General features: G+C 70.2%; 15 protein-coding genes. 8 read left to right on the top strand and 7 right to left on the bottom strand.

Features of this window, described 5'->3' with window-relative positions; all coding sequences use genetic code 11:
* The first annotated feature begins 235 nt into the window (after window positions 1-235).
* A complete protein-coding gene (locus tag COUCH_RS06590; RefSeq protein WP_249611204.1) occupies window positions 236-1,147 on the top strand; it encodes an alpha/beta hydrolase family protein in 912 nt (303 codons plus the stop codon).
* A 99-nt stretch (window positions 1,148-1,246) separates the two neighbouring features.
* Here COUCH_RS06590 and COUCH_RS06585 read toward each other — a convergent pair whose 3' ends face one another.
* The 3 genes from COUCH_RS06585 to COUCH_RS06575 form a co-directional block, all read right to left on the bottom strand.
* Window positions 1,247-2,197: a zinc-binding dehydrogenase gene (locus tag COUCH_RS06585; protein WP_249611203.1), complete on the bottom strand. Its 951-nt coding sequence runs from the start codon at window positions 2,195-2,197 to the stop codon at window positions 1,247-1,249.
* A 522-nt stretch (window positions 2,198-2,719) separates the two neighbouring features.
* A complete protein-coding gene (locus COUCH_RS06580) occupies window positions 2,720-3,931 on the bottom strand; it encodes an NAD(P)-dependent malic enzyme (RefSeq protein ID WP_249613594.1) in 1,212 nt (403 codons plus the stop codon).
* Window positions 3,932-4,187: 256 nt separating this feature from the next.
* Window positions 4,188-4,496: a S26 family signal peptidase gene (locus tag COUCH_RS06575; RefSeq protein WP_249611202.1), complete on the bottom strand. Its 309-nt coding sequence runs from the start codon at window positions 4,494-4,496 to the stop codon at window positions 4,188-4,190.
* Between the two features lie 85 nt (window positions 4,497-4,581).
* Between COUCH_RS06575 and sodN the strand changes: the two genes are divergently transcribed.
* The 5 genes from sodN (at window position 4,582) to COUCH_RS06550 (ending at window position 8,631) form a co-directional block, all read left to right on the top strand.
* Complete coding sequence (gene sodN / locus COUCH_RS06570) at window positions 4,582-4,986, top strand: superoxide dismutase, Ni (protein ID WP_249611201.1); 405 nt, start codon at window positions 4,582-4,584, stop codon at window positions 4,984-4,986.
* A gap of 53 nt (window positions 4,987-5,039) precedes the next feature.
* Window positions 5,040-5,483: a GNAT family N-acetyltransferase gene (locus tag COUCH_RS06565; protein WP_249613593.1), complete on the top strand. Its 444-nt coding sequence runs from the start codon at window positions 5,040-5,042 to the stop codon at window positions 5,481-5,483.
* A gap of 192 nt (window positions 5,484-5,675) precedes the next feature.
* Window positions 5,676-6,314 (top strand): hypothetical protein, encoded by a 639-nt coding sequence (locus tag COUCH_RS06560; protein ID WP_249611200.1) that lies wholly within the window; start codon window positions 5,676-5,678, stop codon window positions 6,312-6,314.
* A 7-nt stretch (window positions 6,315-6,321) separates the two neighbouring features.
* Window positions 6,322-8,124, top strand: a complete 1,803-nt coding sequence (locus tag COUCH_RS06555) for a hypothetical protein (protein ID WP_249611199.1) — start codon at window positions 6,322-6,324, stop codon at window positions 8,122-8,124.
* A gap of 93 nt (window positions 8,125-8,217) precedes the next feature.
* Window positions 8,218-8,631, top strand: coding sequence for an ATP-binding protein (locus COUCH_RS06550; protein ID WP_430640895.1), 414 nt, complete (start codon window positions 8,218-8,220; stop codon window positions 8,629-8,631).
* A 172-nt stretch (window positions 8,632-8,803) separates the two neighbouring features.
* Here COUCH_RS06550 and COUCH_RS06545 read toward each other — a convergent pair whose 3' ends face one another.
* Both COUCH_RS06545 and COUCH_RS06540 read right to left on the bottom strand, forming a co-directional pair.
* On the bottom strand, window positions 8,804-9,499 hold the full coding sequence (locus COUCH_RS06545) for a FadR/GntR family transcriptional regulator (protein ID WP_249611198.1): 696 nt from the start codon (window positions 9,497-9,499) through the stop codon (window positions 8,804-8,806).
* A 211-nt stretch (window positions 9,500-9,710) separates the two neighbouring features.
* The gene (locus tag COUCH_RS06540; protein WP_249611197.1) at window positions 9,711-10,085 is read right to left on the bottom strand and encodes a hypothetical protein; all 375 of its coding nucleotides are present in this window, start codon (window positions 10,083-10,085) and stop codon (window positions 9,711-9,713) included.
* Window positions 10,086-10,138: 53 nt separating this feature from the next.
* Here COUCH_RS06540 and COUCH_RS06535 point away from each other — a divergent pair, with 53 nt between their 5' ends.
* Window positions 10,139-11,089: a diacylglycerol/lipid kinase family protein gene (locus COUCH_RS06535; RefSeq protein ID WP_249611196.1), complete on the top strand. Its 951-nt coding sequence runs from the start codon at window positions 10,139-10,141 to the stop codon at window positions 11,087-11,089.
* 422 nt (window positions 11,090-11,511) lie between these two features.
* Window positions 11,512-11,766 carry a WhiB family transcriptional regulator gene (locus tag COUCH_RS06530; protein WP_043524653.1) on the top strand — a complete coding sequence of 85 codons (255 nt, stop codon included), beginning with the start codon at window positions 11,512-11,514 and terminating at the stop codon, window positions 11,764-11,766.
* Window positions 11,767-12,290: 524 nt separating this feature from the next.
* Here COUCH_RS06530 and COUCH_RS06525 read toward each other — a convergent pair.
* A complete protein-coding gene (locus tag COUCH_RS06525; protein WP_249611195.1) occupies window positions 12,291-13,094 on the bottom strand; it encodes a sirohydrochlorin chelatase in 804 nt (267 codons plus the stop codon).
* Window positions 13,076-13,840 carry a phosphoadenylyl-sulfate reductase gene (locus COUCH_RS06520; RefSeq protein WP_249611194.1) on the bottom strand — a complete coding sequence of 255 codons (765 nt, stop codon included), beginning with the start codon at window positions 13,838-13,840 and terminating at the stop codon, window positions 13,076-13,078. The genes COUCH_RS06525 and COUCH_RS06520 overlap by 19 nt, the downstream gene beginning before the upstream one ends.
* Window positions 13,841-13,986: the final 146 nt, after the last annotated feature.

Raw genomic sequence — 13,986 nt, 5'->3', positions numbered from 1 at the left:
GCACGACCATAGCGAAGCCGTACCCGTGCAGCCAGGCCGTGCCCGGCACCTACCAGGGCGTTCCCGGACGTCCGAAGATTTTCACCCGTCCGTGGGAGTGTCCACGGAGACCGGCCTACCCCGTTGATGGCGATTCGCCTGCTCCGGCGCCACCCGAACGGCACCACGCACCGTACGAGCAGCACAATCTCGACGGCCGGGCGAGCGGCGAGCGCGGCCGGGCAGAATGAAGGTCATGAGCCGCCGTACCGCCGCGTTGTTGACAGCGGTCGCAATGGCGCTCACCTCCTGCTCCGCGAATGACGGCGGCCACCCGGCAGCCTCACCCAGCGCCGGCACGCCGCCCACGGCCCGGCAGCAGCTCGCCTCCTCGGCTCCGCCTGAACCCGCAGCCTCCGAAGCGCCGGATCAGGCCCTTCCTGTACGCGTACGCAAACTGAAGCTCAGCCGGGGCAAGGACCGGCCGCTGCCGACCACGATCTGGTACCCGGCAACCGGCGACGGCCCGTACCCGGTGATCGTCTTCAGCCATGGCCTGACGAGCCGCCCCGAGGACTACGCGTCCCTGCTGAGGCGCTGGGCGCGGGCAGGGTTCGTGGTGGCCGGCGCCGCGTACCCGCACACGTCCCGAGGAGCCGCCGACTTCACCGTGCTCGACCTGATCAATCAGCCGGCGGACGCCTCGTACGTGCTCACCGAAGTGCTCGCCCTCAACCGCAAGAGGGGCGACCCGCTCGAGAACCGCCTCGACGAGGAACACGTCGCCGCGGCCGGCCATTCGGGCGGCGGCGTCACCACGCTGGGCATGCTGTCCGGCAACCGCGACAAGAGGCTGACCGCCGCCGTGGTGCTCGCCGGCCGTCAACTGCTGCCCGCCGCCTTCCAGGGCCCGCCACTCCCGGTGCTGTTCGTCCACGGCAAGCTGGACAAGACCGTCCAGTACGCCGACGGCCTCGCAGCCTTCAACGCGGTGCCCCGGCCCAAGGCGCTGCTGACCCTGCCCCAGGGCGGCCACGTCACCACCAGCGGTCCCGACTTCGCCCGCGTCACGACGACCACCACCGACTTCTTGCGCTGGTCCCTCTACGGCGACGCGTCGGCAAGAAGACGACTCGCAGCCACGAACAACCTCCGCGACAACCTCTGACGTCGTCCCGCCGCCAACCGAGTCACCGCCCGGCGGCGCAGTCACCGCCCGGCGGCGCAGTCGCCGGCTGGCTCAGCGACAGCCGGCGGGGAGCTGCCCTCAGTGCAGGTGGTCCACCGCGACCTTCCCGAACACCTCCCCCGAGTTCAGCCGGGCGAAGGCGTCCGCCACCGCCGAGAATCCATACGTCGAGTCGATGACCGGCCGGATCTCCTGCGCGACGCACAGGTCCAGCAGCTTGGCGAGCTCCTCAGCGGTGCCCATGGCGCTGCCCAGGATCTCGAGCTGCATCATGAAGACCCGGCGCAGATCGACCTTCGGGAAGGGGCCGCCCGTCGCGCCGCACACGACGATCCGGGCGCCCGGGGCGGAGCACTTCAGCGAGTGCTCGAAGGTGGGAGCTCCGACGGACTCGATGACCACGTCGACGCGTTCCGGCAGGCGGGCGCCCGGTTCGACGGCCGTCGCGCCCAGCTCGGCGATTCTTTCCCGCTTGGCTGCGTCGCGGCTCGTCGCGTACACCCGTTTGCCGAGGGCCGCGGCCAGGATCACCGCGGCGGTCGCGACGCCGCCACCGGCTCCCTGGACCAGGACCGCTTCCGCGTCGTCGACGCGGCCACGTGTCGTGAGCATGTGGTACGCCGTGAGCCACGCGGTCGGCAGGCATGCCGCGTCGAGGAACGAGATGCCGGCCGGCTTGGGCACGAGGTTGCCCACCGGCACGGCCACGCGCTCCGCGAGGGTGCCCGGCCAGCGCTCGGAGAGTAGCGAGAAGCCGCGCGGGTCCTCCTTGTCCTCGATCACCGGATAGACGACGACCTCGTTTCCGTCGCTGTCCACACCGGACGCGTCGCAGCCGAGGATCATGGGCAGCCGGTCGGCGGGGAGCCCCACGCCGCGCAGCGACCAGAGCTCGTGGTGATTGAGCGAGCTGGCGCGGATGTCGACCGTCACCCAGCCCTCGGGCGGTGAAGGCTCGGGGAGATCGCCGACCGTGAGGGCGGCGAGCGGTTCGTCCGGTTTCGTGGCACTGGCGTAGGCGGCGCGCATGCCAGGAACGCTAGTCACCGCCCGGAGTGCACGCCACCCACTCGGCCGACCCTGTGGACAAGGCCGGCGAGCAGGCAGCCCGAATGCGGTCCTGTGGACAACGGCGGCCCGTTGACCTGGGCAGGCGGCGGAGAACCGGCGGGACCCCCTGTGGAGGACCACGAGCGGGAAGAAGGGCAATCCCTCGCTCTGTGGATAAGTGCCGGGGCCGTCGGCGAGGCACGGCATGCTGGACGGGCCGAAGCGGGGGGATGGGCCGGAGCAGGGCACAGCCCGAAGCAGGGTCAAGCCCGAAACAGGGACCAGCCCGAAACAGGGCCCAGCCCGAAACAGGGCCCAGCCCGGAACAGGGCCCAGCCCGGAGAGCAGGGGAACGGGCTGAAAAGCAGCGGAAACGGGCCGAACCAGCGGGGAAGGGATGAGCCCGGCATGGAAGCGACGACGAACAGGGCCGGAAGCGGTGGAAACGCGTCCGGCCCGGCTAAGGCCGCCGGGCCGGACCACGAAAATGCAACAGCAAGCTCAGCTGGAGGCCACGGTCCCGCTCGCGGAGAACACCGCCCCGGGCGAGCTGACCGCAGCCGGCGCCGGGATCACCGGCATCTCGGCCGGGACAGCGATCCGCGCGACCCCGTCCCGTTCGGCGGCCCGTGCGACCGCTGCCGCCACCGCTGGGGCGACCCGCGGGTCCAGCGCCGACGGCACGATGGCGTCGGCGCGCAGCTCGCCGGCCGCCACCTCGGCGATCGCCTCCGCCGCGGCGACCTTCATGCCGGCCGTGATCCGGGTGGCCCGGGCGTCCAGCGCACCGCGGAAGATGCCCGGGAACGCCAGCACGTTGTTGATCTGGTTGGGGAAGTCGCTGCGGCCGGTGGCCACGACCGCCGCGTACTTGTGGGCGATCGCCGGCGGGACCTCGGGGGTGGGGTTGGCGAGCGCGAAGATGATGGCGCCCGGTGCCATGCCCGCGAGCGCGGTCTCCGGGATGGAGCCGCCCGACACGCCGACGAGGACGTCGGCGCCGATCAGCGCCTCCTTGATCCCTCCCGTACGCCCGGAGTAGTTCGTCTGCTCCGCCAGCGCGGCCTTCGCTCCGGTGAGTCCGGGCCGGTCGGCGTGGATGATGCCCTGGGAGTCACAGACGATCATGTTGGCGCCCTGGACGCCGGCGGCGATGAGCGTGTCGGTGATCGCGACTCCCGCCGCGCCGGCGCCGCTCACCACGACGCGCAGGTCGGGGAGGCGGCGGCCCAGCAGCTTCACCGCGTTGCGCAGCGCGGCGAGCACGACGATGGCCGTGCCGTGCTGGTCGTCGTGGAAGACGGGGATGTCGAGGGCCTCGTCGAGGCGGCGCTCGATCTCGAAGCAGCGGGGGGCACTGATGTCCTCGAGGTTGATGCCGCCGAAGGACGGGCCGAGTGCCTTGACCACGGCGACGATGCCCTCGACGTCCTGCGTGTCGAGGCAGATCGGCACCGCGTCGACGCCGCCGAACTGCTTGAACAGCACCGCTTTGCCCTCCATGACGGGCATCGCCGCGCGAGGACCGATGTTGCCCAGGCCCAGCACGGCCGAACCGTCGGTGACCACTGCGACCGTGTTTCCGGTCCAGGTGTAGTCGTAGTAGAGCGACGGCGAGGAGGCGATCTCGGTGCAGACCCGGGCGACGCCCGGGGTGTAGGCCAGCGACAGGTCGTCGCGGCTGGCCAGGGGAACCGTGGGCGTGATCGCCATCTTGCCGTGCTTGTGCAGGTCGAAGACGGGGTCCGCGGCCAGGGCAGGGTCGAGCTCGAAACTGAAGAAGGACACAAGGGCTCCAGACACGCATCGGAGGAGAGCGTCGACGTCGGGGTGCCGCGGCGCGGGGCGCGCGGGCGGACGTCGGAGGGCCAGCCGGTCGTGATGCGCGAGTCTGCGCGGACCGACGTGCGATGCGGGGGTCACCCGGTGAAGCAACCGCAAGACTTCGGTGTGCTGCGGTTACCGGACATTAACTTAGCCGACCGGGCCGGGGCCAGTAGCGAAACACAACGCGTCCGATGACATCCGCCACCCCGTACGCCCGCGAGTCGTCGGTGACGAACTCGTTGTCGCCGTGTAACCACCAGCCCTGGTCCTGGGCCCGTACGGCACGCTTGACGACCAGCAGGTCCGGCCGCGAACGGAAGCGGGCGACCACGACGTCGCCTGCCCGCACGCGCTCGGTCCGGCGCACGACCAGGGCATCTCCGGAGCGGAGCGTCGGCGCCATGGAGGGGCCCTGCACCAGTACGGCGAAGAGCGGCAGTTGCAACCTCATGGCATCAATCCCGCGGTCGAGTATGGGTCCGGATGTAAGGGGTAGTGTCAGGACCGGATCATCGCAAACTCATGGAGGGGTCCTGATGCGACTTCCGCGTATCTTCACGCCGCGCACTATCGTCAGCGCGCACTGCGACCTGCCGTGTGGGGTCTACGACCCCGCGCAGGCCCGCATCGAGGCGGAGTCGGTGAAGGCCATCGCCGAGAAGTACCAGGCGAACACCGACCCCGAGTTCCGTACCCGCGCCATCATGATCAAGGAGCAGCGGGCCGACCTGGTCAAGCACCACCTGTGGGTGCTGTGGACCGACTACTTCAAGGCTCCGCACTTCGAGAAGTACCCGCAGCTCAACCAGCTGTTCAACGAGGCCACCAAGCTGGCCGGCGCCTCCGGTGCCAAGGGCTCGATGGACCCGGCCGTCGGCGACCAGCTGCTCGCGAAGATCGAGGAGATCTCCAAGATCTTCTGGGAGACCAAGCAGGCGTGAGCCCGGCGACCATACGGCCGGTACGTCCCCAGGACGTGCCGGCCGTCGTTGCGATGGTGCACGAACTGGCCGAGTTCGAACGCGAACCCGAGTCGTGCCACCTGACCGACGACCAGCTGACCTCCGCGCTCTTCGGCGATCGTCCGGCCCTGTTCGGGCACGTCGCGGTCGGCGAGGACGACACACCTCACGGCTTCGCCCTGTGGTTCCTGAACTTCTCCACCTGGGAGGGCGTACACGGGATCTACCTGGAAGATCTCTACGTCAGCCCGGACCATCGCGGTACGGGCGCCGGCGCCGCGCTGCTCGCCGAGCTCGCCCTGATCTGCGTCGAACGGGGTTACCGCCGCCTCGAGTGGGTGATGCTCGACTGGAACCCGGCAGCGGACTTCTACGCCGCGATCGGTGCCTCGGTCACCGAGAACTGGCTCCCCTACCGGCTGACCGGCGCCGCTCTGGAGCGACTCGCCCAGCGCGGAACGACAACACCGTCCTGACCGGGCCGCTCCCCGACGCCTCCGGCAGCACGAAACAACCCCGCCGAAGCCCCGACGCCCCGAGTCGCCTGGAATCCGAGGTACAGCGGACGCGGGAGCGGCCAACAAGCACACCGGCTGTCATCGCTCGAGTACGATCGTTTCCCTCACCGCTGGGCAGCGGGGAGTGCTCGATGACCCGGATGGAGCGCCATGTCCATTGAAGAGAAGCGCGAACGTCGGCTCCTGTTCATGGACCACCTGTACCGGATCACCGATGGCGACCGCACCGTCTCCGTGGACACCGCTGAGGTCACCGCCGAGGCGGGCATCCCGGTCGCCGAGGCCCCCGCGATCGTCGACTACCTCGTCGAGGAGGGGCTCGTCGCGCGGAGCGCCTTCGGGGGCCTGATCTCCATCACCCACCGCGGTGTCGTGGAGGTCGAGGAATCGGCCCGGAAGCCGGATGAGCCGACGGAGCACTTCGCGCCGCGCATCAACGTGGTGCACGTGGGCATGATGGTGGGCTCGACGATCCAGCAGGGCACGTCGCACAGCACGGTGCACGACAAGCCCGCCGAGTTCGACCTGGAGAAGTTGAAGGAGCTGCTCGCCGTTGCCCGTCAGGCGCTGCCTGAGGTGGGGCTCGGCGAGGACGACGTGGCCGAGGCCGAGGCCGACATCGGCACCATCGAGAGCCAGGCGGCCTCCAGCCGTCCGAAGATGGGCGTCATTCGCAGCAGCTTGCAGAGTCTGTCCGGCTTGTTCGCGATCGCCGCGCCCACCGCGGCGCAGGCGGCACAGCTGGCCCAGTCGCTGGAGGAGATCCACAAAACTCTGCCCGGCGTGTGACGCACCGATGGACTGGGAGCCCGTACGCGCGGACGACAGCGATGATCCCGACCGCGACGACATCCTGCGGTTCTTCGACGGGCGCCCGCCGACGTGGTGCGATGTCTCCTCCGACCGGATCGTACGGCGGTCCGTCGTCGATGAGCTGATCGCCGATGTCAAGGGCACCAGCCGCACGGCGAGGGTCGGCAAGCTGCGCTTGCTGCTCGGCCCCAGCGGCGAGGGCAAGACGACAGCGCTGATGCAAACGGCCGTCGAGGTGGCCCGGGAGCCGGACTGGAACGTCTACTGGCGGGAGCCGGAAGGGCGTCTCGACGCGCAGAGCATCTCCCGGCTGCCGCGCAACGCCGGACCCTACCTGCTCGTCACCGACGACGGCGAGGAGATCGCGCACGATCTCTACCGGATCGCGTCCACGATTCGCCGTGCGGACATCCACTTCCTGGTCGGCGCCAGGACGGTGGACTGGCACGGCGCCAAGGGTGACACCTACCCGTGGGGAAATCTTCTGGGGTATCGGCACCTCGAACTGAAGGGCCTGAGCCGGGACGATGCCGACGCCATAGTGGGTTCGTGGGCCGCGTACGGTTCCGCGGGCCTGGGCGCACTGGACCAGCTCGACGATCGCGCCGCGCAGGTCGAGCAGCTCTGCGAGGCCGCGAACGAGGAGTCGGTGAAGGACGGCGCCTTCCTCGGCGCCATGCTTCGCGTGCGGTACGCGGACGGCTTCGACAACCACATCCTCCTGCTCATGCGCCGCCTCCACGGCCGCCGCGTCGGCGAGCGGAAGAGCCTGTTGACCGCCTTCTCGTTCATCGCGGCGACGCACGCGCTCGGCATCACCGATCTCTCGCCGGCGATTCTGGCCGAGCTGATGGGTGTGGGCCGCGGCGAGGTGTCCTCACTCGTCGTCCACCCCCTGGCCGACGAATCCGTCGTCACCAAGGCGGGCGGCGCCATCCTGACGAGACACCGCATGATCGCCGAGGCGGCGATGCGCATCGCCCAGCGGTTCAACATACCCAGGGACGAGCTGTACGCCGAGCTCGTGCGGGCCGTCATGGAGGTCGGGCGGCACGGGTTCGTCCGAGGCTATGAGAACTTCACCCATCTGGGCCGGACCCTGTACGACGCAGGGGACGAGAGCGGGGCGATAGCCGCCGCCCGGGCCGCCGTCGACGCTGATCCGAACGTGCTGTCGTACGTCCACAACCTCGCCATCGTCCTGCGCAAGTCGGGAGCCCCGGACGAGGCGGCGGCCCTGTGCGAAAGCGTGGCCTTCGGGGCGGCCGACATGGCCGACGGCAAGAAGGCCGGCAAGCTGCGTGTCTTCTACTTCGAGTGGTCCAGCGCCGAGGGGTCGCTCGGCCGCAGGCACGTCAACGTGTGGCTCGCCGCCGTCTCCCTGTCGGATCTCCGGGAGGACGACACGCCGACCGCCCACCACGTCGAATCGGCGTTGGGAAGCATCGGGGGCTCGTTGCTGACGTGGTGCCTGAGCAACCCGCAGCCCGACCGCACACTGCTCATGGGCATACGCAGCGCTGAGGTGCTCGGGCACACGCTCGATCTCTCCAGCACAGCTGCCGCCTTCTTCGCCCGGCAACGGCGGGAGGCCGGTGACCTGGGCGCCGGGCCGCTCACACCGCAGGAGGCGGTCAGCGGCCTGACCGCGGCGATCCGGCGTTCCTGGGAGCTGCGCGAGCGGAACATTCCGGCGCTGCCGGCACCGGCCGCGCTCCGATTCACCCAGCTCTTCTCGTTCCTGGGGCTGGAAGATCAGAGGCCGGTGGCCGATGCGACCGGCTAGCCGGCCACGAAGCGATGGCCCCGGAGGACTGACTCGCCCAGCGCGCACCGGCCGTCAGGCGCTAGAGTCTCGTCCATCGGGAGGATGGGGCCGGTGACTCAGCTGCAGACCACACATTCGGAGCCGGCGTTCGGGGACGACGTCGTGCTGCTCACCGTGCCCGCCGACGGCGGCTACCTCGGGGTGCTGCGCACCGCGACGGCAGGCCTGGCGGCGCGCCTGCACTTCGCCCTCGACGAGATCGAGGACCTGCGCATCGCGGTCGACGAGGCGTGCGCGATGCTGCTCGCCATCGCGACCCGCGGCGCCGAGCTCGAATGCCGCTTCGCCGTGACCGACGACGCGCTCACCGTCGAGGTCACGGTCACGACGGTACGGGGCGCACGCCTGCCGTCCGAGTCCTCCTTCGCGTGGAAGGTACTGACGGCGCTGACCACGTCAGCGTCGGCGGAAGCGACCGGCCGGCACGCCACGATCCGCCTCCTCACCCGCCGCACCGAGAACTGACACCCGCCCGAGCGCCGCGGAGCGGCGGCCCGGTGGAGTAGCGGCAAGCGAGCCGGAGCGGCGGCAAGCGGACCAAGCGGCAGGCGCAAGCGCCGCCCGAGCGGCAAGCGCCGTCGAGCGGCAAGCGCCACCAGGCCGGACGATCGAAGCGGCCCCGGGCAACCAAGGCGCCCTACTGCTTGTTCGCCTCCGCGATGTAGTCCAGGTGCCGCCGACCGACCTCCATCGCAGCCGCCGGATCGCGGTTCTTCACGCAGGTCAGCAACTCGCGATGGTCCGCATCGATCCGCGTCCAATACCCGTCGGGCAGCGCCTCCACGACCTCTTCCCCGTACGTCACGTGGTAGAGCGGCCGGGTGACCAGCTCGTACAGCGGGTTGCCGGTCGCCGACGCCATCGCCGAGTGGAAGGCCGCGTGGGCCGCCAGCATCGTCTCGAGTTCGTCGAGGTCGGGGTCGAACATGGCGCCGCGCAGCTCGATGAGCTGGGCGTCGGTACGTCGTTGCGCCGCGAGTCCGGCCGCCGGCACCTCGAGCGCCCGGCGGAGTTCGAGCAGGTCGGCGAAGCCCACCTCGGCGGAGTTGGTGAGCAGGGTCAGGCCGGTGGACAGGCCTTCGGAGAGCTGTTCGGCGTCGGGGTGGGCGACGAAGCTGCCGCCGGTGACGCCGCGGGTCGTCACGATCAGATGCTGGCTGGCGAGGAGCCGGAGGGCTTCGCGGACGGTGCTGCGGCTGACGCCGGAGCGTACGCACAGCTCGGGCTCCGGTGGCAGACGCTCGCCGGGCTGCAGCCGGCCGGATGTGATCTCCGCCCGCAGCTCGTCCGCCAGAAGCTGGTATGCCGGCGGACGCACCGTCGATCCGGTCAAGCCCCTCACCCCCTTGTGATCCGACTCTCAGAGTAGGCCCTCAGCCGCAGGTGGGAAGTGCTGATGGACGACACCCGGGAGCCGTCCCACCACAGGCCACGACCCTGAGTAAGCGGGCGGGACAAGCCACGGGGCGCTGAGTAGAACACGACCGAAATCCCGAGAGCACACGCCCACCGACTGAGTAGGACGGGCGAGCAGGAGAGCGCCGTCAGTCGAGGCCGAGCGCCCGGGTCGTCGGCGGCAGCAGGCACAGCAGCGCCACTCCCACGCCCAGCGCCATCATCAGCGCACCCGCCCAGGCCGGTCCCGTCTGCAGCAGGAAACCGCCGGACGCGATGATGAACAACTGCACCACGATCGCCGGCCCGCGCGCCCGGGGGGAGCGCCGCGCCAGCGCGCGGCTGACCAGGAAGACCGCCGCGGCGCCGATGGCCGCGAGCACGGTGAGGGAGATCGCCACCCCGAGGCTGCCGGCGTCGGCGGTCACGTCGAGCACCATCAGGTACGCCGTGAGCACGATGAGCCCCACCGCCTCGGCGAGCAGCAGGCGTACCGCCCAGACCAGGGTCGCGGGGGAAGTCACCGCTGTACGATACCGGCCAGCTCAGCGGGGTCTTGAGGGGTACAGTGCCGCGCATGCGAGCGTTACTGGTGGTTAACCCCAAGGCCACCACGACGAGTGAGCGCAGCCGAGACGTGCTGGTCCGCGCCCTGCGCAGCGAGGTCGAGCTGACGGTGGAGTACACGCTGAAGCGCGGGCACGCCACGTCGCTGGCCCGGGCCGCCGCCGAGAGCGGCGTCGACGTCGTGGTGACGCTGGGCGGCGACGGTACGGTGAACGAGGCGGTCAACGGGCTGATGACCGCCGAGCCGGGTCTCACCTCGCGGGGCACCTCTCCGGCTTTCCGGCTGCCGGCGCTCGCGGTGGTCCCCGGCGGCTCCACCAACGTCTTCGCCCGCGCGCTCGGGCTCCCCCGCGACTGGGTCGAGGGCACCGGCGTGATCCTGGACGGGTTGCGTTCGGGACGGCACCGCGTGATCGGACTCGGCCGCGCGGACGACCGCTATTTCACCTTCACCGCCGGGATGGGGCTCGACGCCGCGGTGACCCGGCGGGTCGAGCAGGCCCGGTTGCGCGGGCGGACATCCACCCCGGGCCTTTATGTACGGTCGCTGATCGGCCAGGTGTTGTCGGGCGAGGACCGCAAAGCGCCGCCCCTGACGATCGAGCGCCCGGGCGAGGAAGCGGATTCGGGGCTGGGGACCGTCATCATCCAGAACACCGCCCCGTGGACGTATGTGGGCGACCGTCCGATCAATCCCAACCCGGACGCCTCGTTCGACCGGGGACTTGACGTACTGGCCCTTCGTAGCCTAGGCGTGGCGACAACAACACGCACAGTGACGCAGATGACGGCTCGCCACCCGGATCCGCGGGGGCGCCACGTGCTCCGGCTGCACGACCAGGCGGAGTTCACGGTGGTCGCCACCCGCCCCCAGGCGTTCCAGCTCGACGGCGACTACCTGGGCGAGCGTCAGAAGGTGCACTTTCTGTCCGTCCCCCAGGCGCTACGTGTGATCTGCTGAGGACTGGGTAGGTCGGGACGGGTCGCCGCTCACGATCCGTTACAGAATCACGGCCAAAAGGTCGGCAATGCGGCTCGCACCGTACTACATTGATGGGAGCGTTCATCCGCCGGTACCGGGAGATGCCCCGGAACCGGACAAAGGGGTCGTGAGCTAGCTCACCCGCTCGGAGATTTTCCGAGCGCTACCCTTGACATCGCGGGAGTTCGTGAAAGCATTCACAAGCGATATGAAGTAACCGGATGCCGCCCGCCCGCGTTCCTAATCCAGAAGACGCGGAACGGTGTCCTGAACAAAAGCTTGCTCACGCACTGGTGACCGGACGAACGCAGTCCGTCGGCCGCCACGGCGTATGCAGATAAAAGTAAGTAGTTAGTCCGCACCATTTCGTTACCCCATCCGAAACAAGGAGTGTTGCCGCCATGGACTGGCGCCACGATGCGATCTGCCGCGACGAGGACCCGGAGCTGTTCTTCCCGATCGGGACGTCCGGCCCCGCGCTCCTGCAGGTCGAGCAGGCCAAGGCCGTGTGCCGCCGGTGCCCCGTGACCGAGTCCTGCCTGCAGTGGGCACTCGAGTCCGGTCAGGACGCCGGCGTATGGGGCGGTATGAGCGAGGACGAGCGGCGCGCCGTGAAGCGTCGCGGCGGCCTTCGGGTCGGCGCTCCGACTGCCTGACTAATCCCTCACAGCATTCACGCCCCGGGCCCATGACGGTGCCGGGGCGTCGTGCTGTCCGGGAATCATCGACCGTTTCCACGCGATTACGGCAAGCAATGGTGACGCACGGCATGAATGAGATCACGGATCTTCGCGAAATGATCTCGAAATCATCACCACCGTTGACACCATTGGTTCTCCCACCCACACGCTCCGTTGTGGACGAGCCCCGCCCCACCGCAGGACCGAAGGCAACCACCCGGAAACGCACGGTCACCCACCCGGCGTAACCCGGCCAAGCCCCACCGCCGCGACGACGCGAGAGCGCGCCGGCCCAAGAGGACGCAACGCGACCGGAGGGCCACCGCGCGGTGCAAGCCGACAGGTCAGCCGAGCCCACGGCCGCACGCGACGAGGGCGCACGGCACTGCGAGGACGCAAGGCACGGGAACACGCGGGCAACCTGACGGCGAGAAACGGGCAAGACGCCAGACGCGGACGAGACCGATCAAGCCACTGCCCCGCCGAACGGCGAACCGCGCTCAGGCGGCGTACGCGGCCTCGGTCCGAGCGGCGGCAACAACGCGCGCAGCCACCAGCTCCGCCACCGCCGCACCATCGGTGAGCGGCTCGGCCACCACCCGCACCCCGGCCTCCCGGGCCGACGCCACGGCCGAGTCCCACAGCAGCCCGGGCGCGAGGAAGTACGACGCCAGCCCCACCCGCCGGCACCCCGACCCGACAAGATCGCGTACGGCGTCCCCGGCAAGCGGCGGGGCGGCCGAGGCATAGGCGACGCGGCACGGCACACCCAGGCGCGCGCTCAGGGCCGCCGCCGTCAGCTCCACGGTCCCGCGAGCCGCGGCGTCCCGAGTCCCGGCCGCCGCAAGCACCACCCCGTCCACCAAATCGCCGGCATCCGCGGACCGCAGCCTCGACTCCAGTCCGTCCAGCAGGAGCTCCGGCACCCGCCCGCCGACCGGCCCGAGCACATCGGCCAGCGCGACGTCCAGCCGTACCCCCTCGGCGCGCGCAGCGTTGATCTCGCCCGGAACGTCGACGCGGCCGTGGTACGCGGCCGTGAGCAGCAGCGGCACCATCACCGCGCGCTGGTGGCCGGTCGCGTCGAACGACGCCAGCACCTGGCGGGGCCGCGGCATGCTGTGGTCGAGGTACGACGCGCGGACGTCCCATTCCGGGTGCCCGGCCCGCACCGCGGCCGCCAGTGCCTCGGTGGCCTGCGCCGCGCGCGGGTCCCGGCTGCCGTGGGCGACCAGCACGACGGCTACTTTCGCTTCGTCCTTGCAGTGCCGGAACGGCTTCGGCTTCACAGGTGCAGGCCGCATTCGGTCTTCTCGAACATCGCCCAGCGGCCCGCGCGCGGGTCCTCACCGGCCTTCGTGCGGCGGGTGCACGGCCAGCAGCCGATCGAGCCGTACCCCTTCTTGAAGAGCTCGTTGACCGGGACGTTCCAGCGGGCGATGTAGCGGTCCACGTCGGACTGGGTCCAGGCCGCGATCGGGTTGATCTTGACCTTGCCCTTCTTCGCGTCGAACGCCACCACCGGGGTGTTCGCGCGGGTCGGGGACTCGTCGCGGCGCAGACCCGTGGCCCAGGAGTCGTAGTCGGCGAGGGCGCGCTCGAGCGGCTCGACCTTGCGCAGGAAGCAGCACTCGTCGGGGTTGCGGGCGAACAGCCGGGGGCCGAACTCGCCGTCCTGCTGGCCGACCGTCATCCGCGGGCGGATCGAGCGCACGTTGACGTTCATGGTGCGGGCGACCGTGTCGCGGATCTTGAGCGTCTCCGGGAAGTGCAGGCCGGTGTCGAGGAAGACCACGTCGATGCCGGGCGCGACCCGGGAGAACAGGTGGGCGACGACGGCGTCGGCCATCGAGCTGGTCACGCAGAACCGCTCGCCGAAGGTCGAGGCGGCCCAGCGGGCGATCTCCTCGGCCGGCGCGTCCTTCAGCAGAGCGGCGCCCTCGGCGGCCAGCGCCGACAGTTCGTCGCGGGACCGGCGGGCAGGGTCGGCCGGGGTGACCGGAGCCCCGAGGGAAACCAGTCCTAGGTTGGCGGCTGTCACGACAGTCATCGGTTCACTCCCTTGGAAAGCAGCCCGTTGAACTTGACCGTGAAAACTCGGGCGCAGGAGTGGCACTCCCACGCTCCGTGCGAGGCCTCGTTGGGGTAGAGGTCCTCTTCGCCGCAGTAGGGGCAGTACAGCGGGGTGCTTCTGGC

It is taken from the genome of Couchioplanes caeruleus (genome assembly GCF_023499255.1).
GTDB classification, from domain to species: domain Bacteria; phylum Actinomycetota; class Actinomycetes; order Mycobacteriales; family Micromonosporaceae; genus Actinoplanes; species Actinoplanes caeruleus_A.
Note: the sequence above shows the minus strand (reverse complement) of the source record. Positions and strands in the feature narration are given on the sequence as shown.